Annotated in this window: 24 protein-coding genes; 22 read left to right on the forward strand and 2 right to left on the reverse strand. The window is 31.2% G+C overall.

Annotated features, from left to right (window positions below; genetic code table 11):
* The first annotated feature begins 201 nt into the window (after positions 1-201).
* The 4 genes from spo0A to N5B56_RS09190 all read left to right on the forward strand — a co-directional run bounded on the left by spo0A (position 202) and on the right by N5B56_RS09190 (position 3,303).
* Positions 202-1,002, forward strand: coding sequence for a sporulation transcription factor Spo0A (gene spo0A, locus N5B56_RS09175; RefSeq protein WP_022089033.1), 801 nt, complete (start codon positions 202-204; stop codon positions 1,000-1,002).
* Positions 1,003-1,078: 76 nt separating this feature from the next.
* The gene (gene glgA / locus N5B56_RS09180; protein ID WP_118565130.1) at positions 1,079-2,521 is read left to right on the forward strand and encodes a glycogen synthase GlgA; all 1,443 of its coding nucleotides are present in this window, start codon (positions 1,079-1,081) and stop codon (positions 2,519-2,521) included.
* A 340-nt stretch (positions 2,522-2,861) separates the two neighbouring features.
* Positions 2,862-3,047, forward strand: coding sequence for a hypothetical protein (locus tag N5B56_RS09185; protein ID WP_022089035.1), 186 nt, complete (start codon positions 2,862-2,864; stop codon positions 3,045-3,047).
* Positions 3,048-3,060: 13 nt separating this feature from the next.
* Positions 3,061-3,303: a spore coat protein gene (locus N5B56_RS09190; protein WP_022089036.1), complete on the forward strand. Its 243-nt coding sequence runs from the start codon at positions 3,061-3,063 to the stop codon at positions 3,301-3,303.
* A 119-nt stretch (positions 3,304-3,422) separates the two neighbouring features.
* On the opposite strand, the gene N5B56_RS09195 is transcribed toward N5B56_RS09190, so the two are convergent.
* The gene (locus tag N5B56_RS09195; RefSeq protein WP_022089037.1) at positions 3,423-5,159 is read right to left on the reverse strand and encodes an Rqc2 family fibronectin-binding protein; all 1,737 of its coding nucleotides are present in this window, start codon (positions 5,157-5,159) and stop codon (positions 3,423-3,425) included.
* A 174-nt stretch (positions 5,160-5,333) separates the two neighbouring features.
* Here N5B56_RS09195 and N5B56_RS09200 point away from each other — a divergent pair, with 174 nt between their 5' ends.
* The 17 genes from N5B56_RS09200 (at position 5,334) to N5B56_RS09280 (ending at position 20,111) form a co-directional block, all read left to right on the forward strand.
* Entirely contained in the window at positions 5,334-6,212 is an 879-nt protein-coding gene (locus N5B56_RS09200) for a YicC/YloC family endoribonuclease (protein WP_118565128.1), read from the forward strand.
* A 5-nt stretch (positions 6,213-6,217) separates the two neighbouring features.
* Positions 6,218-6,847, forward strand: coding sequence for a guanylate kinase (gmk, locus tag N5B56_RS09205; RefSeq protein WP_022089039.1), 630 nt, complete (start codon positions 6,218-6,220; stop codon positions 6,845-6,847).
* A 3-nt stretch (positions 6,848-6,850) separates the two neighbouring features.
* On the forward strand, positions 6,851-7,096 hold the full coding sequence (gene rpoZ / locus N5B56_RS09210) for a DNA-directed RNA polymerase subunit omega (protein ID WP_022089040.1): 246 nt from the start codon (positions 6,851-6,853) through the stop codon (positions 7,094-7,096).
* Positions 7,097-7,173: 77 nt separating this feature from the next.
* Positions 7,174-8,505, forward strand: coding sequence for a 30S ribosomal protein S12 methylthiotransferase RimO (gene rimO, locus N5B56_RS09215; protein ID WP_260978788.1), 1,332 nt, complete (start codon positions 7,174-7,176; stop codon positions 8,503-8,505).
* Positions 8,506-8,524: 19 nt separating this feature from the next.
* Positions 8,525-9,058, forward strand: coding sequence for a CDP-diacylglycerol--glycerol-3-phosphate 3-phosphatidyltransferase (pgsA, locus tag N5B56_RS09220; RefSeq protein ID WP_117910195.1), 534 nt, complete (start codon positions 8,525-8,527; stop codon positions 9,056-9,058).
* Positions 9,059-9,297: 239 nt separating this feature from the next.
* Entirely contained in the window at positions 9,298-9,774 is a 477-nt protein-coding gene (locus N5B56_RS09225; RefSeq protein WP_260978789.1) for a CinA family protein, read from the forward strand.
* A gap of 99 nt (positions 9,775-9,873) precedes the next feature.
* Positions 9,874-11,163 carry an aspartate aminotransferase type Ic gene (locus tag N5B56_RS09230; protein ID WP_117910197.1) on the forward strand — a complete coding sequence of 430 codons (1,290 nt, stop codon included), beginning with the start codon at positions 9,874-9,876 and terminating at the stop codon, positions 11,161-11,163.
* Positions 11,164-11,648: 485 nt separating this feature from the next.
* Entirely contained in the window at positions 11,649-12,692 is a 1,044-nt protein-coding gene (gene recA / locus N5B56_RS09235) for a recombinase RecA (RefSeq protein ID WP_022089045.1), read from the forward strand.
* Position 12,693: 1 nt separating this feature from the next.
* Complete coding sequence (locus tag N5B56_RS09240) at positions 12,694-13,308, forward strand: regulatory protein RecX (protein WP_022089046.1); 615 nt, start codon at positions 12,694-12,696, stop codon at positions 13,306-13,308.
* Positions 13,309-13,473: 165 nt separating this feature from the next.
* Positions 13,474-15,027 (forward strand): ribonuclease Y, encoded by a 1,554-nt coding sequence (gene rny, locus N5B56_RS09245; RefSeq protein ID WP_243003058.1) that lies wholly within the window; start codon positions 13,474-13,476, stop codon positions 15,025-15,027.
* 128 nt (positions 15,028-15,155) lie between these two features.
* On the forward strand, positions 15,156-15,953 hold the full coding sequence (gene proC, locus N5B56_RS09250; RefSeq protein ID WP_022089048.1) for a pyrroline-5-carboxylate reductase: 798 nt from the start codon (positions 15,156-15,158) through the stop codon (positions 15,951-15,953).
* Positions 15,954-16,009: 56 nt separating this feature from the next.
* Entirely contained in the window at positions 16,010-16,552 is a 543-nt protein-coding gene (locus tag N5B56_RS09255) for an NUDIX hydrolase (protein WP_147585948.1), read from the forward strand.
* A 53-nt stretch (positions 16,553-16,605) separates the two neighbouring features.
* A complete protein-coding gene (locus tag N5B56_RS09260) occupies positions 16,606-17,154 on the forward strand; it encodes a hypothetical protein (RefSeq protein ID WP_260978790.1) in 549 nt (182 codons plus the stop codon).
* Between the two features lie 235 nt (positions 17,155-17,389).
* A complete protein-coding gene (xerD, locus tag N5B56_RS09265) occupies positions 17,390-18,274 on the forward strand; it encodes a site-specific tyrosine recombinase XerD (RefSeq protein ID WP_117910200.1) in 885 nt (294 codons plus the stop codon).
* Positions 18,275-18,472: 198 nt separating this feature from the next.
* Entirely contained in the window at positions 18,473-18,730 is a 258-nt protein-coding gene (locus tag N5B56_RS09270) for a transposase (RefSeq protein ID WP_260978791.1), read from the forward strand.
* Positions 18,700-19,149 carry a helix-turn-helix domain-containing protein gene (locus N5B56_RS09275; protein ID WP_260978845.1) on the forward strand — a complete coding sequence of 150 codons (450 nt, stop codon included), beginning with the start codon at positions 18,700-18,702 and terminating at the stop codon, positions 19,147-19,149. The genes N5B56_RS09270 and N5B56_RS09275 overlap by 31 nt, the downstream gene beginning before the upstream one ends.
* Complete coding sequence (locus tag N5B56_RS09280) at positions 19,146-20,111, forward strand: IS3 family transposase (RefSeq protein WP_158562730.1); 966 nt, start codon at positions 19,146-19,148, stop codon at positions 20,109-20,111. The genes N5B56_RS09275 and N5B56_RS09280 overlap by 4 nt, the downstream gene beginning before the upstream one ends.
* A gap of 111 nt (positions 20,112-20,222) precedes the next feature.
* Here N5B56_RS09280 and N5B56_RS09285 read toward each other — a convergent pair whose 3' ends face one another.
* Entirely contained in the window at positions 20,223-21,251 is a 1,029-nt protein-coding gene (locus tag N5B56_RS09285; RefSeq protein WP_022088356.1) for a 3-deoxy-7-phosphoheptulonate synthase, read from the reverse strand.
* Positions 21,252-21,625: 374 nt separating this feature from the next.
* On the opposite strand from N5B56_RS09285, the gene N5B56_RS09290 reads away from it, so the two are divergent.
* Positions 21,626-22,798: a phosphopentomutase gene (locus N5B56_RS09290; RefSeq protein ID WP_022088357.1), complete on the forward strand. Its 1,173-nt coding sequence runs from the start codon at positions 21,626-21,628 to the stop codon at positions 22,796-22,798.
* Positions 22,799-22,889: the final 91 nt, after the last annotated feature.

A 22,889-nucleotide genomic window follows, 5' to 3' on the forward strand; every position in this document is an offset into this window, starting at 1 on the left:
TCGTTTATTGACATAAATAATCGTTATATAAAAATTAAATCCAGATATGTAAACCACAATGTCATATACAGTCGAATATTGCGATTTGTTTAAGTTGAATCGCGTTTAATAACTAATTATAATTTATCTTGTTGAATGAACAGATAATTCGTGGCGCTGTGATTAAGTCATTCTAAACAATAATGTATTAGGAGAATATATATGGATAAGATTAGGGTAGCAATAGTAGATGATAACGATAAAATGGTTGAAATGATGGATGAGTATTTAGGCTCAGATGATGAAATAAATGTAATTGGCAGAGCAAAAAATGGAGAAGAAGCATTTGATTTGATTAAGGGGACCAGTCCTGATGTAGTATTACTTGATTTGATTATGCCTAAAATGGACGGTCTTTCTTTGATGGATAAGATACATAAAGACGGAACTATGATAAGGATGCCTTTTTTTATAATAACTTCTGCAATAAGCAATGAAGCGGTTATTCAGGATTCATTTAATTATGGAGCGGGATATTATATGTTAAAGCCTTTTGAAATGGATATGATTGTAGACAGGGTAAAAAGTGCAAAAGGAATTAACGGGAAAAAAATTCCAGAAAATAAAAAGATAATTGCTCCACTTGAAGATATGCAGAAATTTATGGAGAGAAATATTGAAAGCGACGTTACTAATATTATTCATGATGTTGGAGTTCCAGCGCATATTAAAGGGTATCAGTATTTGAGGGAAGCGATTATAATGTCCGTTAACGATAATGAAATGTTAAATTCCATAACAAAAATTCTTTACCCATCAATTGCAAAGAAATTCCAGACTACACCAAGTAGAGTTGAAAGAGCAATAAGACATGCCATTGAAGTTGCATGGAACAGAGGAAAAATGGATACAATTGATGAATTGTTCGGATATACAATAAATGCAGAAAAAGGTAAACCGACAAATTCAGAATTTATAGCATTAATTGCTGATAAGATAAGAATTGAATATAAATGTAGATAGTTGTACTTTAAAATAGTCACAAAATACTATATACTAGATAATAAGAGAAAATCTATATGTACAGGAGGTTCTAGATATGAAGAAAATATTATTTGCGGCATCGGAATCTGTACCCTTCATTAAGACTGGCGGGCTTGCAGATGTAGTAGGTTCGTTACCTAAGTGGTTTGATAAAAAAGAATATGATGTACGTGTTATTATTCCAAAATATATGTGCATTGATGAAAAATGGAAAAGCAAAATGCAGTATGTAGACCATTTTTATATGGACTTATGTTGGAGACGTCAATACGTCGGAATTTTGCAGATGGAACTTGATGGAGTAACATATTACTTTATTGATAATGAATATTATTTCTCAGGACCAAAGCCTTATGGAGATGTAAGATATGACCTCGAAAAATTTGCTTTTTTCTCAAGAGCAGTATTGTCAGCACTTCCTGTTATTGGATTTAGACCTGATATTATACATTGTCATGACTGGCATACAGGACTTATACCTGTATATCTCAAAGATAGTTTTGCGTATAGCGAGTTCTATCAAGGCATTAAGTCAATTATGACAATACATAACTTGAAATTCCAAGGTGTTTGGGATATTAACACAATTAAAGATATTGCAGGACTATCAGATTATTATTTCACATCGGATAAATTAAAAGACTATGATAATGGTAATTATTTAAAGGGTGGAATAGTATATGCAGACTGGGTTACAACAGTAAGTGATACATATGCAGAAGAAATAAAGATGCCTTTCTATGGCGAAGGGTTAGACGGCTTGCTTAGAGCAAGGTCTAATTGCCTGTCAGGTATTGTTAACGGTATAGATTATGATGAATATAATCCGGAAACAGATGAGAATATAGCAAAGAATTACAGTGTAGCTAATTTCAGAAAAGAAAAAGTAAAGAATAAAGTTGCTTTACAAAAAGAATTAGGATTAGAAGTAGACCCTAAGAAGATGATGATTGGTTTAGTAAGCCGTTTGACAGATCAGAAAGGTTTGGATTTAGTTGCATACATAATGGATGAACTTTGTTCAGATGCAATTCAGTTTGTTGTTCTTGGAACAGGTGAAGACCGTTACGAAAATATGTTCAGACATTTTGATTGGAAATACGGACAGTCAGTTTCAGCAAATATTTACTATTCTGAAGCAATGTCTCATAAAATATACGCAGCATGTGATGCGTTCCTTATGCCTTCATTATTTGAACCATGTGGATTAAGTCAGTTAATGAGTTTAAGATATGGAACAGTACCTATTGTAAGAGAAACAGGTGGATTAAAAGATACTGTTGAACCATATAATGAATTTGAGGGAACAGGAACAGGATTTTCATTTGCAAATTACAATGCTCATGAGATGTTAGGAACAATAAGATATGCTGAAAAAGTATTCTATGATAAAAAGAGGGATTGGAATAAGATTGTAGAAAGAGGAATGAAAGTCGATTTCTCATGGAAAACTTCAGCGGAAAAGTATAAGAATTTATATGACAATTTAATAGGATAATATATTCAAAAAAGTTTTAAACGATATTAATGAATATATATGATATAGAAGGAAAGATTGCTTATGCAGTCTTTTCTTTTTTTGGATTTTTTTTAAACATGGGTGGTCCAAATGTTTATAGAAATTTTTTGTTCTTTATTAAGCATGGAAATCCAGATTTTATAGAAATTTTTTGGGCCTATGTCAAGTGTAGAAATTCGAGTATTTATAAAAAATTTTGCTCATATATCAAGCATAGGACTCCAAGTTTTTATAGAAATTTTTTGATGTTAAAAAATTACGAATAAATAATTTAAAAGAAGAAATACTAAATTAGGTAATGATAATTAGGAGGTACAATATGAGTAATTTATCAGAACTTGATTTACAGAATTTAAGACATTTAATTACAGGATATGAAACATGTGGTGAAAAGATGTCATGTTATGCAAAAGAAGCTACTGATCCTGAAGTAAAAAAATTTTTTGAAGATGGCGTTAATTCAGCAACACAAAATAAAGAAAAATTAATGAAATTTTTAGGATAGGAGAAGTAATAAAATGCAGGAAAAATATATGGTTATTGATTCATTAGAAGGAATTAATTCTGAGATTGAGAAGTTTGGGAATATGATTCCTCAGACGGAAAATAAAGAATTAAAACAGACATTAAAAGAGATGAGAAATAAATGTGAAATGTCACAGGAACAGTTAGCACAGATTGCTACAGCAAAGAATTATTATGTTCCGGCAGCACAGGCATCAGAACAGGAAATTCAGTCAGTAAAATCTATATTTCAGTAGTAAAGTTAATTTAGTATACAAATAAAGTAGTAAAAATACTTTAATAAAAACATGTTTTAAATTAAATTTATCAAATTAAAAAAATCCGCCATCTTTTTTGATGGCGGAAAATGTACATATTAAATAATCTCCTGTATACCTGTTATATCAGGAGTGATTGCCATAGAATAGTTTGTATGGTAAATAACAAATCCTGGCATAGCACCGGCAACTTTTTTTACCTGTTTTCTTTGAATGTAATCAATTTCGACTTTATCCTGATTACATCCCTTAGAAAAATGAGCAGCAAGTCTTGCAGCCTCTTCAAATGTAGCGTCAGGTAATTCCTTACCCTCACATTTGACAATTACGTGAGAACCCGGGAAGGTTTTGCTATGGAACCACCAGTCATTACCGTTTGCAACTTTAAATGTAAGGTTTTCATTTTGAATGTTGTTTTTTCCAACATACATATGAAATCCATCAGAGGAAATGAAATGTAAAGGCTTATTTACTATTTTTTCTTTTTTTCCTGTTCGCTTAAATTTAATATATCCGGTCTGAATTAATTCATCCTTAATCGCTTTTAAGTCATTTTCGCTTGTAGCAATATCAATTGAAGCACTGACAGTTTCAAGGTAATCAATAGATTTTTTTGTCTCTATAATAATATCTGATAATGCTTCATTAGTACGTTTTAATTTTGCGTATTTGTCAAAGAATTTTTTCGCATTTTCAATTGGTGAAATAGTAGGGTCAAGCGGAATTGATATTGGCTCATTAGTATAAAAATTAATTGTATCGAATTTCTTGGCGCCGGGTTCAATTGAATAACCATAAGTTGTAAGTAATTCACCATATACTTTATATTTATCTTTTTTTAATGTATCTTTCATTTGCTTTTCCTGAATAGCAAATTTTTTTCTGTCTTTTTCTAATGCGTTTGTTACGACACGCCTTAAGTCAGAAGATTTTTGCCTCATACGTGTATGCAAATTTTTCTTGGCATAATAGTTCCTTAACAAAGAACTCATGTCGTCGTAAATAATTTCATTACAGTCTGAATGAGTAGAAAGACGTACAGCTGAAAAATCTACAGGTAAATCATCTTTTTCATATATAACAGGTGTAAATTCACCTTTTTTAATTTTGTTCATTAATTCATAAAATTGAATCCAGATTAAGTTTTGATTCCCATGTTCTAATACGTTTGCAGGAATTGATGAATCAAATTTTGCAGCATAACATATGCTTTCAGCAATAGTTGGACTAATTCCGGTAAAGGAAGTGTAAATTGCTTTTGAAAGATTAATCGGTTTAGAGAATACTGTGTTAAAGAATTCTTCTTTTGAAACTGATAATGGGTCAAATTTATCCATTGTATCAGGAATGAAATAGTCTTTTCCGGGGAGAACCTGTCTTACAGAACTCATAACGGCTGATACATGTTTTATGCTGTCTAATATCATATTATTTTCATCACAGAAAATAATATTGCTGTGTTTGCCCATTAGTTCGACAATTAAATGCTTTTGTCTTATGTCTCCTAAATCATCTAAATGCTGTATTTCAAAATCCAGGATTCGTTCAAGTCCCGGCTGTGTAATGTTTATGATTCGTCCATTATTTATATGTTTTCTGAGTAACATACAAAAGTTAGGAGCTGTCATTGGACTAGGTTTAGATTCTTCAGTTATGTATGTTAATGGAAGGCTTGCATTAGCTGAAATTAAAAGTTTGTATTGAGCTTTGCCATTTTTAATAGTTAATGTGAGCTCGTCATTTTCTGTCTGGGCAATTTTATACAGTCTTCCATCTGTAAATTTATTTTTAAATTCCTGTGCCAAAGCAGCAACAGTTATTCCGTCAAATGCCATAATTTGAAATTCCTTTCGTATATCGAAATTTTAAAGTTACTGATAATATAATAATGTATTTTTCATTTTATTATTTTATGAATTTCAAGTCAACCTTGACTGAATATTTCAAATGAATTATAATAAGTTGAATTATGGCATTGTATGCTTAAAAAGAAATGAATGGTGAATGATATGCTATGTAGTATGACGGGATTTGGAAGAAGTGAAGTGTCAGTAGGAGAGAGAAAGGTTACTGTTGAAATTAAATCAGTTAATCATAGATTTCTTGAGGCAGGCATAAAACTTCCAAAAAAATTAAATTATTTAGATGGAGATATTAGAAGAATATTAAAATCTAAGATTGAAAGAGGAAAAGTAGATGTTTTTATTACTTATGAAAACACAGGTGAAGGAAATGTCTGCTTGAAGTATAATTCTGAACTTGCAGCTGAATATTACAATATATTTAAGAAAATGAGTGATGAGTTAGGAATAGACAATGATATAACAACATCTAAATTAGGACGTTGCCCTGAAGTTATAATGATGGAGGAGCAGAGTGAAGATGAGGATGAATTATTACACATTGTTGAAGATGCAATGATACAGGCATGTGATAAGTTGGTTCAGGCAAGAAATGCAGAAGGCGAAAGACTTAAAGCTGATTTAATGAATAAGTTAGACAATATAGAAAAAAATGTTTTATTTATTCAGGAAAAGTCCCCTTTAATTGTTGCGGAATATCGTGAAAAAATTAATGAAAGATTGCATGAATTACTTGAGGATAATCAGATAGATGAAGGCCGAATTGCACAGGAAGTAACAATTTATGCAGATAAGATATGTGTAGACGAAGAGATAATAAGACTGCTTAGTCATATTAAGGCTATGAGAGACAGTCTTAATAGCAATAAAGCTATAGGTAGAAAATTGGATTTTATTACTCAGGAAATGAATAGAGAAGCTAATACTACTTTATCAAAGACGTCTAATCATGAAATTGCAGATGTGGCAATCGAATTAAAGACTGAAATCGAAAAGATTAGAGAACAAATACAGAATTTGGAGTAAGAGTAATGAGTAAACAGGGTAAATTATTAATTATTTCAGGTTTCTCAGGTGTTGGAAAAGGAACTGTAGTTAATAAATTAATAGATAAATACGATGATTACACAATTTCAATTTCAGCTACAACGAGAAAACCAAGAGTTGGAGAAGTTGATAAGGTAAATTATTTCTTTGTTAGTAAAGAAGAATTTGAAGATATGATAGCTAATAATAAATTGTTAGAATATGCACAGTATGTTGACAATTATTATGGTACTCCGCTTGAATTTGTTAATGAAAAGTTAAATGAGGGCATTAATGTTATTCTAGAAATTGAAACTCAGGGCGCTTTGAAGGTAAAAGAGATAATGCCTGAAGCAATGATGATTTTTATTCTTCCTCCAAGTGCAGAGGAGTTAAAAAAACGTTTGGTCGGCAGAAACACAGAGTCTATGGAAGTAATAAATAAAAGACTCATGAAAGCAGCTGAAGAAACAATATTTATGGATAATTATGAATATTTCGTTGTTAACGATGAAATAGAAGGTTGTGTCGAAAAAATCAATTTAGTTGTGAATAACGATACAACAGGAACAGCTTCAAAAAAAGAAGTTGAAGAAATTAAAAATGATATTAAAAAGTTTTCGAAAGGAGAATAAATTATGTTACATCCATCATATTCAGATTTAATGGCAATAGCAAACAGCGACGTTGAGGAAGGTGAACATCCGGTAGTACAAAGCAGATATTCAATTGTTATGGCTACATCAAAGAGAGCAAGACAGATAATTGCAGGTGATGCACCACTTATTGATGATGCTGATGATAAGAAACCACTTTCTATCGCAGTAGAAGAATTATACAAATCTAAGATTAAAATCTTAGGAGACGACGAAAGCGAAAATTAGAAAATAAGGGAGGCTTTTGTAGAATGACATATAGAATGATTCATTTTACAAAAGTCTCTTGTTTTGTAGGAGATAAAATGAAAATCTTATTTATTTCATTAGGTTGTGATAAAAACTTAGTTGATTCAGAGCACATGATAGGACTTTTAGGAAAAGCAGGTTATGAATTTACTTCTGATGAAACTGAGGCTGATATTATAATTATAAATAGTTGTAGTTTTATTAAAGATGCAAAAGAAGAAAGCATTGAAACAATATTTAATATGGCAAGAATGAAAGAAGAAGGAAATTGTAAAGCTTTGGTTTTAGCAGGATGCCTTGCGCAAAGATATCATGAAGAAATTAAAGATGAAATTCCTGAAATAGACATTGTTGTTGGTACTACGGCTATTGATGATATTGTAACTATAGTAGAAGATTATTTTAATAAGAATGAAAAAAAGCAATATATTAAAAATATAAATCTATTAGCCGGTACAAAAGCACCACGTGGTAATGCTGGAACAGACAGATATGCTTATTTAAAAATTGCAGAAGGTTGTGATAAACATTGCACATATTGCATTATTCCAAAAATCAGAGGAGACTATAGAAGTGTGCCAATGGAAGATTTAATTGCTGAAGCAAAAGATTTAGCTAAGTCAGGCATACGCGAGTTGATTTTGGTTGCCCAGGAAACAACAATGTATGGAAAAGATATATATGGAGAAAAAAGACTTCATATTTTATTAAAGGAATTATGCAAGATTGAAGACATCGAATGGATTAGAGTGTTATACTGTTATCCGGAAGAAATATATGATGAATTGATTCATACCATTGCAAGTGAAGATAAGATATGTAATTACTTAGATATTCCTATTCAGCATGCAAGTGATAATGTATTAAAACGGATGGGACGAAGAACAACTAATCAGGAATTAAGGGATGTTATTGCAAAACTAAGAAAAGAAATACCTGACATAGTACTTCGTACAACTTTAATTACAGGATTTCCCGGAGAAACACAAAAGGATCATGAAATTCTTATGAATTTTGTGGATGAAATGGAATTTGAAAGATTAGGTGTATTCACATATTCAAAAGAAGAAGGAACACCTGCTGAAAAGATGGAAAATCAGATTCCGGAAGAAGTTAAAGAAGAACGTAGAGATGAAATTATGGAACTTCAACAGGAAATTGCCTTTGATTTTTCTGAAAAAATGATTGGAAAGGTTATGAAGGCTTATATTGAAGGAAAAATTTCAGGAGAAAACGCATATATTGCAAGAACATATATGGATATACCGGGTGTCGACAGTAATGTTTTTGTAATTACCGATGAAGAATTAATGACGGGTGATTTTGTAAATGTATTAATTACAGGCTCAAATGATTATGATTTGATAGGTGAACTTCAATACAAATAGATGAGAAGGAGATAAAAAGATGAATTTACCAAATAAACTAACGGTTTTCAGGGTGATTTTAATACCGTTTTTTGTATGTTTTATGTTGGCTGATATTTTTGGAGGTATAGACAAATATATCGCTGTTGGAATATTTATTGTTGCAAGTTTAACAGACTTACTTGATGGAAAGATTGCAAGAAAATACAATCTTGTTACAAATTTTGGAAAATTTATGGATCCATTAGCAGATAAATTGTTGGTAAGCGCTGCTTTAATTTGTTTATCAGAAAGTAAAATTCCAGTATGGATTGTAATTATAATTATCAGTAGAGAATTATTTATCAGTGGATTTAGAACACTTGCTGCAGATAAAGGAGTTGTTCTTGCTGCAGGTTGGTGGGGTAAATTTAAAACAACATTCCAAATGATTATGATTATTGTATTAATTATTGATTTGCCTTATACATTTATGGGAGTTATAGGAACTGCTTTAATATATATATCATTAGCTCTCACGATTATTTCAATGGTAGATTATGTATATAAGAATGTAGATGTACTAAAGGGGTAATATTTTAAAAATATTTATATGTACAACAAATATACGTTGTCTGAAATAGTCAGGCATTAAGCTTAAAATAAATTAAGTAAAAATAAAAGGATAGGTGTCTGCTTAAGTAGGCATCTATGTTTTTATATAAATATATTTGGCTGGTTTTAATGCAGTATGCTAATAATAAAATCCCACAACTGACCGGGAGAAAGGAGTATTCAATTAATATATAAGATAATTGAAATGGATGGAATAAAATGAATTTAGAGGAAAGATTAGTTAAAATGTTATTAGATAGAAACGAAAAAGTTTCTACAGCAGAATCATGTACAGGAGGCTTAGTGGCTGGAAAGATTGTAAATGTTTCAGGAGCATCTGAAGTATTTGACGAAGGATATGTAACTTATGCTAATAAATCAAAAGCAAAATTATTAGGGGTAAGTAAAGAAATTATGGACAATGAAGGAGCTGTAAGTAAAGAATGTGCAATGGAAATGGCAATTGGATGCGCAAAAGCAGCAAATGCCCAGCTTGGATTATCCACAACCGGAATTGCGGGACCGGGAGGAGGAACACCTGATAAACCTGTAGGGTTAGTTTATTTTGGATGCTATTATAATGGAGAAGTTTCCTGTGAAAAGCATATATTTAAAGGAGATAGATATGAAGTACGTACTCAGGCTGCAGATAAAATTTTGGAAATTGCCTTAAATAAAATGACTTTAAAAAATTAAGTAAATGCTATACAAAACAAAATATTATAAAAAATGATTGAATAATACTTAATTTTATTATAGAATCTTATAGACGAAAAAAGGATAGGAGGCCCACTAATGTTTTATAATGAATATAGCAAAGAAAAATTGCAGGAAGAATTAGAAGGACTTTACAAAGAGTACAATAAGATTAAGGAATCCGGAATTAGTTTGGATATGTCAAGAGGAAAACCGGGACCTGACCAATTAGATTTGTCAATGGATATGTTAGATGTATTTAATTCAGAAAGTGATTTAAAGGCATCAAACGGTTTCGATTGCAGAAATTATGGTGTTTTAGACGGAATTCCGGAAGCTAAAAAAATGATGGCTGATATTATGGAGTGTAATCCGGAAAATGTTATTATTGGCGGAAATGCAAGTCTTAATTTAATGTATGATGCAATTTCGAGAGCATATACACATGGAATTATGGGTGAAACTCCTTGGTGTAAATTAGATAAAGTAAAATGGTTATGCCCGGTGCCTGGATATGACAGACATTTTGGTATTACAGAACATTTCGGTATTGAAATGATAAATATTCCACTTAAAGAAGATGGACCTGATATGGATATGATTGAAGAATTAGTTTCTAAAGATGCATCTATAAAAGGTATTTGGTGTGTACCAAAATATGAAAATCCAACAGGATTGTCTTATTCAGATGAAGTTGTAAAAAGAATGGCAGCACTTAAACCGGCAGCTAAAGACTTTAGAATTTTCTGGGATAATGCATATGCTATTCATCATTTATACGATGAAGAAGAAAAACAGGATACTATATTAAATATTATTGATGAATGTAAAAAAGCAGGAAATGAAGATATGGTGTACGAATTTGCATCAACATCGAAAGTTACATTCCCAGGTTCAGGGATAGCTGCGATAGCTTCATCTGTAGCAAATGTTGATGAAATTAAGAAGAGAATGTCAGTACAGACAATCGGATTTGATAAAATGAATCAGCTTCGTCATGTAAAATATTTCAAGAATGCTGAAGGTGTAAAAAAACATATGGCTAAACATGCAGCTAAATTAAGACCAAAGTTTGAAGCAGTATTGAAAATGCTTGATGCTGAATTAGATGGATATGGAATTGCTACATGGACAAAGCCAAATGGTGGATATTTCATATCTTTTGATGTTATGGAAGGCTGTGCAAAGAAAGTAGTAAATATGTGCAAAGAAGCAGGAATGGTTCTCACAGGGGCAGGAGCACCTTTCCCATATGGAATAGATCCTAAAGATAGCAATATTAGAATTGCACCATCATATCCTTCACCTGAAGAATTGATCGATGCAAGTAAAATATTGATTGTTTGTACAAAAATTGCAGCAATTGAAAAATTGCTTGAAACTAAGTAAAATAATAATATTTTGAAATATTAGGATTAAGTTTGCTTTTGATGTCATTATGCAATTATTATTTTTGATAATTTATGATAAAAAATAAATCTAAAAATAAATATATAAATAAGCCGTATGAGTAATTAGTGCGATAGAATGCAACATAATTTTCATACGGCTTTAATTGTATCCGGACGAATGTTTGAAGATGGAATCGTTAGTTGTCATGCATTGGAGAGACTAATCTTATGGTTTGATTAGGATTGGTTTGTAACTATTCAAATATATACTTAAATTGTTAATTGTCTGTAATATATATTTAAAATGCTGATTGTGACGATAAAGTTTTAATAAAAATATTTAAACAATAAATTTAATATTGCAATTTAAATATAAAATGTGATATTATAATAGCGTCCGTAATAAAAAAAGGTTGACATTGGTTCAATGTTATAATAAGATAATAACATAACGAACATAAGTTCGAACAGAAAGGGAACGAAATGAATAAAGAAGATAAATTAAAAGCACTCGATGCAGCGATTGCTAAGATTGAGAAAGATCATGGTAAAGGATCAATTATGAAACTTGGGGATTCAAGGGCGCAGATGAATGTAGATTCAACACCTACAGGTTCATTAAGCCTTGATATAGCACTTGGAATTGGAGGGATTCCTAAGGGAAGAATTATTGAAATATATGGCCCTGAATCAAGTGGTAAGACAACGGTTGCATTACATATGATTGCTGAAGTACAGAAACAGGGCGGAGTTGCAGGGTTTATTGATGCTGAACATGCACTTGATCCGGTTTATGCTAAGAATATTGGTGTTGATATAGATAATTTATATATTTCACAGCCTGATTTTGGTGAACAGGCATTAGAAATTGCCGATACAATGGTTCGTTCAGGAGCAGTTGATATAATTGTTGTTGATTCAGTTGCGGCATTAGTTCCTAAAGCTGAAATTGATGGCGAGATGGGTGATACACATGTAGCACTTCAGGCAAGACTTATGTCACAGGCATTAAGAAAATTAACAGGTGTTATAAATAAGACGAATTGTTCTGTTATTTTCATTAACCAGTTAAGAGAAAAAGTTGGGGTTATGTTTGGTAATCCGGAAACCACAACAGGTGGTAGAGCATTGAAATTCTATTCATCTGTAAGACTTGATGTTAGAAGAGTTGAAACATTAAAAGCAGGTGGAGAGATGATTGGAAACCGTGCTAAAGTAAAGATTGTTAAGAACAAAGTAGCTCCTCCGTTTAAAGAAGCTGAGTTTGATATTATGTTTGGTAAAGGAATATCTAAAGAAGGAGATATTTTAGATTTAGCATCTAAAATTGGAGTTATTGTAAAGAGTGGCGCATGGTATGCATATAATGGTGAGAAGATTGGTCAGGGTAGAGAAAATGCCAAGATATATCTAAGAGAACATGAAGCTGCTATGAACGAAATAGAAAAGAAAGTTCGTGAACATTTTTCTTCACATGATGAGGAAAGTGAATCAGAAAAGCAGGATAATGGTAAGGTAGAGGAATAACATGCACTATATTACTGAAATAAAAGATATAGGAAAGAAATGTAGAATTATAATCGATGACGATATCGTAGTTCAATTATATAAAGGAGAAGTTCGAAAACTGGGAATAAAAGCAGATTCTCAGTTTTCGAATGAGTCTTATAATGAAATGTATAATATCTTAAATAAGAGAGCGCGTGAGCGCTCATTATTTTTATTAAAAGATATGGATAAGACAGAAAAACAGATAAGAGATAAGTTAAAATTAGGTGATTACCCGGAAGATATAATAAATAATGCAATTGAATTTTTAAAGAAATATGGTTATGTAGATGATATACGATATGCGAAACTCTATATATCCTCTAAACAAAATTCGAAAAGTATAAAACAAATAGAACTTGAATTATATAAAAAAGGAGTTAATAAGGAAAATGTCAGTAAAGTTCTTTTAGAAATGGATTTATCTAATGAAGAGGCATTAAATAAATTAATAGAAAAGATTATAAAAAAATATGATTTGAATGATAAAACACAGTATAACAAGATGTGCAGATATCTGTTAGGAAAAGGATTTTCTTATGGAGAAATACAGGAAGCACTATTTAAGTACACCAACTATGATACGGAATGGTAATGCACAAATGTTAGTTTGTTCAATTAATATTTATACAATATGTAGTAAGAAATGATGGTATATGTGACAGGATAAGTACCCCTTTTTACTTGACATAACATTGATTTGGGAGTAAAATTAATTTGTTGTGTTTGTACAATGAAAATTTAATAAGGAGGTGCTCCTGTGAAACCAGAATTAGTGGCTATTATAGTAGTTGCAGTCGCAGTTGTATTCTCTATTATTTCCTCAGTTATCACTTCGTTATATAGAAAGAATGTAAGTGAAAAGAAGATTGGAAATGCTGAAAGCAAAGCAAGAGAAATCATAGATGAGGCAATTAAAACAGCAGAATCTAAGAAGAAAGAAGCTTTATTAGAAGCAAAGGAAGAAAATCTCAAGACAAAGAATGAGTTAGACAAGGAAGTAAGAGAACGCAGAGCTGAGATTCAACGTTACGAAAAAAGAGTTCTTAACAAAGAAGAAACCATTGATAAAAAGATGGATAGCTATGAAAAGAAAGAAGCTGCACTTAAGGTTAAAGAGGAAGAGTTAGCTGTTATGAAAGCTAAAGTTGAATCACTTAATGAGCAGCGTGTACAGGAATTAGAAAGAATCTCTGGATTAACCTCCGAACAAGCAAAAGATTATTTATTGAAAACTGTTGAAGAAGAAGTAAAACATGAAACAGCGAAATTAATCAAGGAAAATGAAGCAAGAGTAAAGGAAGAATCTGAAAAGAGAGCTAAGGACATAATTGTTAATGCAATTCAAAAATGTTCAACAGATCATGTTTCAGAAACTACAATTTCAGTTGTAAATCTTCCTAATGATGAAATGAAAGGTAGAATTATTGGTAGAGAGGGAAGAAATATTAGGACAATAGAAACTCTCACTGGTGTTGATTTGATTATAGACGATACACCTGAAGCAGTAATTCTTTCAAGTTTTGATCCAATTAGAAGAGAAGTTGCAAGAATTGCACTTGAAAAGCTGATTGTAGATGGACGTATTCATCCGGCCAGAATCGAAGAGATGGTTGAGAAAGCTCAAAAAGAAGTTGAAACAATGATTAGAGAAGAGGGTGAAGCAGCATCCTTAGAAGTTGGAGTACATGGATTACATCCTGAACTTATAAAACTCTTAGGAAGAATGAAGTTCAGAACAAGTTATGGACAGAATGCCTTAAAGCATTCAATTGAAGTTGCTCATTTATCAGGGTTGATAGCAGCTGAAATCGGATTAGATGTTCGAGTTGCTAAGAGAGCAGGTTTATTACATGATATAGGTAAATCTGTTGACCACGATATGGAAGGAACACATATTCAGTTAGGTGTTGATATTTGTAGAAAATACAAAGAATCTGCAATTGTAATTAATGCAGTTGAAGCACATCATGGTGATGTTGAACCTGAAAGCCTTATTGCCTGTGTAGTTCAGGCAGCTGATGCGATTTCAGCGTCAAGACCGGGTGCTAGAAGAGAAACACTTGAAACATACACAAACAGATTAAAACAGTTAGAAGATATTACGGACTCATTTGAAGGAGTTGAGAAGTCTTTTGCTATTCAGGCAGGAAGAGAGATTCGAGTTATGGTAGTACCTGAGAAAGTATCTGATGCTGATATGGTACTCATGGCAAGAGATATTTCTAAACAGATAGAAGCTGAGTTAGAATATCCTGGTCAGATTAAAGTTAATGTAATTCGTGAAAGCAGAGTAACAGATTATGCTAAATAGATTTTAATTACATAATCATTCGGCTATACGAAATAATACTTTATAAAATTATAAAAAAGTGCAAGTTAATTGCACTTTTTTTTTATTATGATATACTTTTACAGAAAAGATGTTGGAGGTAAATATATATGGCTAAAATTGGATTTATCGGAATGGGTAATATGGGATATGCAATGTTAAAGGGTGCTTTACGTGAATTTGATGTACAGGATATTGTATTTTATGATGTAAATGTAGATAGAATGAAGCAGGTTTCTAATGAAACTAAAGTTGATTATCTTGATTCTAATGTACATGTTGTACGTAGTGTTAAATATTTAATACTTGCGGTTAAACCTCAGTTTTATAATGATGTCTTAAAAGATATAGCAGATGAAATAGAAAAAGAAAATGTTGTTATTTCCATCGCACCGGGAATTACAATTAAACAATTGAAAGACAGAATTGGATTTGATGCAAGAATTGTTAGAGCAATGCCCAATACTCCGGCGTTAGTTGGTGAAGGTATGACAGGAGTTGCTTATAATCCTACAGAATTTAATCTGGAGGAAAAACATATTATTGAAAAGATATTTAAGGCAATTGGTAAGATGAAAATTGTTAATGAAAAACTTATGAGTGCAGTTACATGTGCTAGTGGAAGTTCACCAGCATATGTATTTATGTTTATTGAAGCACTTGCAGATGGAGCAGTAAGATGTGGTATGAGCAGACAGGATGCATATGAATTTGCAGCTCAGACAGTTTACGGCTCAGCAAAGATGGTTTTAGAAACAAAGGCACATCCGGGAATCTTAAAAGATATGGTTTGTTCGCCGGCAGGAACAACAATAGATGCTGTTAAGGTTTTAGAAGATAATGGATTTAGAAGTGCAATTATGAAAGCAACAGAAGCTTGTTTTGATAAGTGTGAAAATATAAAATAATTTGTCGTTTTTTATAAATGTCTATTTGATTTTTGAAATATGGAGTGGAGAAATATATGAAGGAGTTTAATAGAATAAACAGAGAAATTGTTTATAAAGGTGCCATAATTGATTTTTGTAAGGATACAATTATTACACCGAAGAATCATACTGTGAAATGGGATTTGATAAAACATAAAGGTGCTGCAGCAATTATTCCTGTAACGAATGATGGAAGAATAATTATGGTGAGACAGTGGAGAAATGCAGTAGACAAGTTTTCATTGGAAATTCCGGCAGGAGGTTTAGATGGAGCAAATGAACCTACTAAAGTATGTGCAGCCCGTGAACTTGAAGAGGAAACAGGTTATACATCTGAAAAAATCGAATTTTTACAGACATTAATTCCTGCAATAGCATATTCTCAGGAAAAAATAGATGTATATGTTGCTTTTGATTTAAAAGAGTCTCAGCAGAATTTCGATGAAGACGAAGATATTACATTAGAAATATATTCTGTAGAGGAATTGTTAGAAAAGATTATGAAAAATGAAATTAACGATGCCAAAACTGTTTCGGCAATTTTAACATATTATAATAAGTATTGTTGTAATAAGTGATAAAATAAATGTAATTGCATATTATATAATACACTTTAATGAAGAGTGATTATATGGTAAGATGGCAGTTCCCAAAAACTAAATTTAGAATCTGTGCATTTATACTCGGAAATATTATAGGATTTATGATGTTTAGGTATTTATGGACAGATTCTTATTTTGTAAATAAATATTGTGAAAGTTTGTTGATAGATAGAAAGTTTGTTCAAATAAAATTAGATAGTATGATTTTTTTTACTATATATTACGAAATGAAAAAAATGATATTTCTAAATTTTATTGGAATAACGAAATATAGAAAATATTTTATAGATATATATATTGTTTATGTTGGTTTAACTTTTATGATTCAGTTATGTATGTTGTTGAAAAGACCTGGGTTTATTTTCATAGTATCAGTATTCATATATATATTGGAAAAAAGTCTTCAATTGCTTTATGTTCTTTTTATCGAAAAATATATGATTAATTATGAACAACAAACAAAAACAAACATAAAATATAAATGCGTTATTATGGGAAATCTCCTTTTCATAAATATAGGATTTATAGGAATTCTTAGTTCCTTTATTGCATTTATATTTAAAATTATATTTTTTTAATAAAATATTTTGACCAATATGTAGTTGATTAAAAATGAATCAAACGATATATAGTGTATTTATTGCAAAAATAATATATTTATATAATTTTGAATGTAAATAGTTGCAAAAATGTGTTTGATTTTATCGTAAAAGAAATATATAATTAATAGTAATCGACTATAAAATGACACATAATATGCGACTATAAAATCTTTTGTGTGATGTTGTTTTAGGATGAATTAGGAGACGGAATATGCATTTGGAAATTGAAAAATTTATAATAAAATTGCATAAAGAAAAAGATATTTCTGAAAATACTGAATTATCATACAGAAGAGATTTGAAGAAACTTGTGGATTATTTAGAAAATAAAGGAATAGATGATTTTAAACAGATAAATGAGAGTGATTTAGTTGGATATGTTGAATGTTTGCATAAATTAGGACGTAAATCATCTACTATAACAAGATCAATAGTAAGTATAAAATCCTTTTTTAACTATCTGTTTAACGAGGGATTGGTCGAGAAAAACTATGCCTTAAAATTAGTAGCTCCTAAAATAGAAAAACATGCACCTAATGTATTGACTTTAAATCAGGTTGATGCACTTTTAAGTGCACCTAGTGGAGATACTCCAAAAGAATTGAGAGATAAAGCAATGCTAGAATTACTTTATGCTACAGGAATGAGAGTTACAGAGATTATCACATTAGAATTAAAAGATGTTAATCTTGAGTTAGAATATGTAGTTTGTCATGACAGAACAAAAGAAAGAATGATTCCATTTGGTAGCGATGCAAAAAAAGCATTAGTAATGTATCTGAGAAATGGAAGAGATTATTTGCTTGGCGATAATGAAAGTGATTGCCTGTTCCTTAATTGCTCAGGAAAAACAATGAGCAGACAGGGCTTTTGGAAAATTATAAAACAGTATGGTAATAAAGCGGAAATAGATATGGAAATCACTCCGCATGTGTTAAGACATACATTTGCAACGCATTTAATTAATAATGGTGCAGCATTAAAGTCTGTACAGGTTATGCTTGGACATTCAGATGTGTCAACAACCCATATGTATTTGAATGCTGAAAACAGGCAGATAAGGGAAGCTTATGATAGGGCACATCCTAAAGCATAGGTTATATAAAAGAGTAATTAGTATACATAAATTGAATGCAATAAATAAAACTGTGGTTGATAAAGCCATGGTTTTTATTATCCGGTAAAGTTTTAGATAGTTTAATATAGAAAAATCCGACAGTACTAAAATGTGATATGATACCTCTAAAGTAGACAGATTAAATATAAAAAATCTGTTACTTTGGAGGTATTTTTCATGTCTAGAAAAGAAAGATTTACTCCTCAAGAAAAAGAGCAAGCTTGTATTGACTATATTGAGGGGAATCGTTCCAAGGTCGAAATATGTAGTGAACTTTATATTTCGACTAGTACTATTCAACATTGGGCAGCCATATATAACAAATATGGTGTTGCAGGATTTGCAAAAAAACTAAAAATTCTTCTTATTCAAAACAATTTAAGATTGAAATTGTTGAAAAATATATACGTGGTGAAGCATCATCAATTGAATTAGGCAATCAATACGATATCTCGCCCGGTCTATTAAGAAAATGGATTCGGATGTATAATGCCAATATAGAACTTAAAGATTATAATCCCAAACAGGAGGTCTATATGGCAGAGGCAAGAAGAAAGACAACCAAAGAAGAACGAGAAGAGATTGTTGAGTATTGCTTAAATAATAATCGTGATTATAAAAATACAGCAGTTAAGTTTGATGTTTCCTATAGTCAGGTATACAACTGGGTAAGAAAATACGATGCTTGTGGTTTAGAAGGGTTGACTGACAAAAGAGGACATCATAAATCTGATGATGAGGTCGATGAATTAGAACGTCTTAGAAGAGAAAATCTTCGCTTAAAACGTCAACTAGAAGAAAAGGATATGGTTGTAGAATTGTTAAAAAAAGTGAAAGAATTCGAAAGGATGTGAGATTAGGGAAAACACGATACGAATCAAAATATATGGCAATAAAGGAATTACACACCGAGAAAAAATGGAGTATTGAATGGATGTGCAAGCAGCTAGAAATATCCCGTGCTGCCTACTATAAGTGGCTTAAGCACGAAATGCCAGAGGCTGAAATTGAAAATATCAAACTTGCAGAGTTGATTAAAGAATACGATGAGCGATTCAATCGCATCCTAGGATATCGAAGAATGACATCTTGGATTAATCATTTTAATCATACTAATTACAGCAAAAAAAGAATCCATAGAATCATGAAAAAACTTGGGATACATTCGGTAATAAGAAAAAAGAAGGCGAAATATATATATTCAAAACCTGATGAAACAGCAGAAAATCTTCTTCAACGAGATTTTTATGCTACCGCACCAAATCAAAAATGGGCTACAGATGTAACTGAGTTTAAAGTTCCTGGTGATAAAAAGAAAATATATTTGAGCGCCATCATAGATTTATATGACAGATATCCAGTAGCATATGTAATTAGTGGACGAAATGATAATCAATTAGTTTTTAAAACTTTTGATAAAGCGATTATGGCTAATCCTGATGCCAAGCCTATTTTTCACTCTGATCGTGGCTTTCAATATACAAGCAAAACATTCAAGAAAAAACTTGAAAAACAGAAAATGACACAATCCATGTCACGTGTAGGACATTGCATAGATAATGGTCCGACGGAAGGATTTTGGGGAATTATCAAATCTGAAATGTATCATATGTATGAAATAACTGACGAAAAGTCATTGCGTACGGCAATAAGTGACTATATAGGATTTTATTCCGAAAAAAGACCTCAAGATAGATATAACTGTAAAACACCACTAGAGGTGCGTCAAGAAGGTCTTGCTTCAGACAATCCAACAGAATATCCTATACCTGAAAATAAACGTATAAACAAATACAAAGAGAAATGGTGCGCATAGGAAAATACCTACACTTCAATCGAAATGTAGGTATAATCTGTACTTATTTTTAGATATTTCATCTGTCTACTTGACAGGTATCATATCAATGTCTGTCGGATTTTTATTTCATCAAGCTTGATCAGCAATTTCGTAAATTAATTCTTTAGATAAGTCCCAACCTAAACATGGATCAGTAATAGATTTACCATATGTATGTTCAGATAATGGCTGATTTCCGTTTTCAATATAACTTTCAATCATAAGACCTTTAACGAATTTCTTCATGTCGTCAGAATGTTTTCTGTTATGCATTACTTCTTTAGCTATTCTAATCTGTTCTAAATAGTTTTTGTTTGAATTAGAATGGTTTGTATCAATAATAACTGCAGGATTTGCAAATCCCTTGTCCATATATGAATCATGTAAATTAATTAAATCTTCATAATGATAGTTAGGGATGCACTGACCGTATTGGTTTACGGCACCTCTTAATATAGCGTGTGTTAAATCGTTTCCGGATGTCTGAACGTCCCATCCTCTATAGATGAAAGAATGACCACATTGTGCAGCTTCAATTGAATTTAACATGATTGAAATATCTCCACTTGTTGGATTTTTCATTCCGACAGGAATGTCAATTCCACTTGCAGTTAAACGATGCTGCTGATCTTCAACAGATCTTGCACCAATAGCTACATATGATAAGCAATCTGAAAAATATCTGTAATTTTCAGGATATAACATTTCATCTGCTAAAGGTAACTTAGTATCTTCCATTAACTTTAAGAATAACTGTCTTATTGTGATTAACCCTTGAAGCAAATCAGGTTTCTTTTCAGGATCAGGCTGATGTAACATACCTTTATATCCCTTACCTGTTGTACGAGGTTTGTTTGTGTAAACTCTTGGAATGATAAGAAGTTTATCTTTAACTTCTTCCTGAATTTTAGCAAGTCTTGAAATGTAGTCTTCAACAGCTTCCTGATTGTCAGCTGAGCAAGGACCGATGATTAATAAAAATTTGTCAAGTTCGCCTGTGAAAACTTTGCGAATTTCTGCATCGTTTAATTCTTTTTGTTTTGCAACTTCATCTGACACCGGATACATTGTTTTGATTTCCAATGGAGTCGGAAGTTTTCTGAAAAATTCATAACTCATAATTTTGCTCTCCTTTAGTAAAAGTCGTTATAGGATGTATGGGAATAAAATTATTTCTGATTTAATCAGAATAAAAATGTTGATTAAATATAATCAACTTACTTGTTAGAAAATGCTTTTATTCAATGCATTTTTGATTAAAAATAATCAATTATAAGATAAAATTCACCATATAAGGTAATTGAAGGTTACCCATCGCTAACGCTCATTATACCATATAAATTTAATTCTTCAATAAAGAAAAAATATGCTATCATATTTTTATTTTAAAAGTAAAAGTAGTATAATAAACATATAAAATGATGTAAAAAGTTAGATTAAGATTAATTTGTCTACACATCTAGAGCGATATTTTGTTTGTGGAGGTGGTTTAAATGTTAAACAGAGTAATTTGGATTATATTAGATAGTGCAGGTATAGGTGAACTTCCGGATGCTGATAAATTTGGAGATGAAGGTGCTGACACATTTGGACATATTTATGAATCAAAAGAGGGGTTTGGACTTCCTAATTTAGAAAAACTTGGGATTGGGAATATACAAGGTGTGAATAAAAATATTAGAAATGTAGTAAATCCTGTTGGAATATATGGTAAAGCTATGGAGAAATCTAAAGGAAAGGATACAACAGTTGGTCATTGGGAAATGACGGGGATAATTACGGAGACTCCTTTTAAAGTATATCCAAATGGTTTTAATGAAAAAATAATAAATAAGTTTATAGAATCTTCAAATTTACCGGGTATATTATGTAATAAGGTTGGTTCGGGAACGAAAGTAATAGAAGAATATGGAGTCGAACATATTAAGACGAAGAAACCAATTGTATATACCTCAGCTGACAGTGTTTTTCAGGTGGCATGTCATACATCTGTTTACAGCTTGGATGAATTATATGAAATGTGTGAAAATGCCAGAAAGATTCTTTGTGGAGATGATAGCGTGGCAAGAGTAATTGCCAGACCATTTGATGGCAATCCGGGAAACTTTGTAAGAACAAGCGATAGAAGAGATTTTTCAGTTAAACCATCAGACTCTAATTTGCTTAAAATATTACAAAACAATGGAATTAGTGTTACGGCAGTTGGAAAAATAAATGATATATTTTGTGGAAGCGGAATAGAAAAGGCAATTCATACAACGGATAATATGGATGGCGTAAATAAAACATTAGATGAAATGAAAGAACTAGAAAAGGGGCTTATATTTACAAATTTAGTAGAGTTTGATTCAAAATGGGGACACAGAAGAAATGTAGAAGGTTATGGACAGGGACTTATTGATTTTGATAGCAGATTGCCTCAAATAATTGATAATTTAAGGAATAATGATTTACTTATAATTAATGCAGACCATGGCTGTGACCCTACTTTTAAAGGAACTGATCATACAAGAGAATATATTCCTGTTATTGCATATTCTAAGAATTGTAAAAATGGAGTAGATTTGGGAATATTGAATTCATTTTCTGATATTGGAGCTACAATAGCAGAAATATTTGGTGTAAAAATAAGCAATGGTGAAAGTTTTTTAAATAAAATTCTTTAGCATTGTTTTAGTTGAAAAATATAATGATTAGAGTACAAAAATGGATTTTGCTATTTGAGGATGTGTTTGCATTATTCCCATTTTTGATATT

The sequence above is a fragment of the Eubacterium album genome (assembly GCF_025336545.1).
GTDB lineage: Bacteria > Bacillota > Clostridia > Lachnospirales > Lachnospiraceae > Eubacterium_U > Eubacterium_U album.

Excerpts from the sequence above, each read along its gene's own strand:
- N5B56_RS09255 (WP_147585948.1), top strand. The coding sequence starts at position 16,010 with ATGAAGGAGTTTAATAGAATAAACAGAGAAATTGTTTATAAAGGTGCC.
- N5B56_RS09270 (WP_260978791.1), top strand. The coding sequence starts at position 18,473 with ATGTCTAGAAAAGAAAGATTTACTCCTCAAGAAAAAGAGCAAGCTTGT.
- spo0A (WP_022089033.1), top strand. The coding sequence starts at position 202 with ATGGATAAGATTAGGGTAGCAATAGTAGATGATAACGATAAAATGGTT.
- pgsA (WP_117910195.1), top strand. The coding sequence starts at position 8,525 with ATGAATTTACCAAATAAACTAACGGTTTTCAGGGTGATTTTAATACCG.
- N5B56_RS09240 (WP_022089046.1), top strand. The coding sequence starts at position 12,694 with ATGCACTATATTACTGAAATAAAAGATATAGGAAAGAAATGTAGAATT.
- N5B56_RS09260 (WP_260978790.1), top strand. The coding sequence starts at position 16,606 with ATGGTAAGATGGCAGTTCCCAAAAACTAAATTTAGAATCTGTGCATTT.
- N5B56_RS09200 (WP_118565128.1), top strand. The coding sequence starts at position 5,334 with ATGCTATGTAGTATGACGGGATTTGGAAGAAGTGAAGTGTCAGTAGGA.
- N5B56_RS09285 (WP_022088356.1), bottom strand. The coding sequence starts at position 21,251 with ATGAGTTATGAATTTTTCAGAAAACTTCCGACTCCATTGGAAATCAAA.
- N5B56_RS09190 (WP_022089036.1), top strand. The coding sequence starts at position 3,061 with ATGCAGGAAAAATATATGGTTATTGATTCATTAGAAGGAATTAATTCT.
- rpoZ (WP_022089040.1), top strand. The coding sequence starts at position 6,851 with ATGTTACATCCATCATATTCAGATTTAATGGCAATAGCAAACAGCGAC.
- glgA (WP_118565130.1), top strand. The coding sequence starts at position 1,079 with ATGAAGAAAATATTATTTGCGGCATCGGAATCTGTACCCTTCATTAAG.
- xerD (WP_117910200.1), top strand. The coding sequence starts at position 17,390 with ATGCATTTGGAAATTGAAAAATTTATAATAAAATTGCATAAAGAAAAA.
- N5B56_RS09195 (WP_022089037.1), bottom strand. The coding sequence starts at position 5,159 with ATGGCATTTGACGGAATAACTGTTGCTGCTTTGGCACAGGAATTTAAA.
- recA (WP_022089045.1), top strand. The coding sequence starts at position 11,649 with ATGAATAAAGAAGATAAATTAAAAGCACTCGATGCAGCGATTGCTAAG.
- N5B56_RS09225 (WP_260978789.1), top strand. The coding sequence starts at position 9,298 with ATGAATTTAGAGGAAAGATTAGTTAAAATGTTATTAGATAGAAACGAA.
- N5B56_RS09230 (WP_117910197.1), top strand. The coding sequence starts at position 9,874 with ATGTTTTATAATGAATATAGCAAAGAAAAATTGCAGGAAGAATTAGAA.
- rimO (WP_260978788.1), top strand. The coding sequence starts at position 7,174 with ATGAAAATCTTATTTATTTCATTAGGTTGTGATAAAAACTTAGTTGAT.
- N5B56_RS09185 (WP_022089035.1), top strand. The coding sequence starts at position 2,862 with ATGAGTAATTTATCAGAACTTGATTTACAGAATTTAAGACATTTAATT.
- gmk (WP_022089039.1), top strand. The coding sequence starts at position 6,218 with ATGAGTAAACAGGGTAAATTATTAATTATTTCAGGTTTCTCAGGTGTT.
- proC (WP_022089048.1), top strand. The coding sequence starts at position 15,156 with ATGGCTAAAATTGGATTTATCGGAATGGGTAATATGGGATATGCAATG.
- N5B56_RS09290 (WP_022088357.1), top strand. The coding sequence starts at position 21,626 with ATGTTAAACAGAGTAATTTGGATTATATTAGATAGTGCAGGTATAGGT.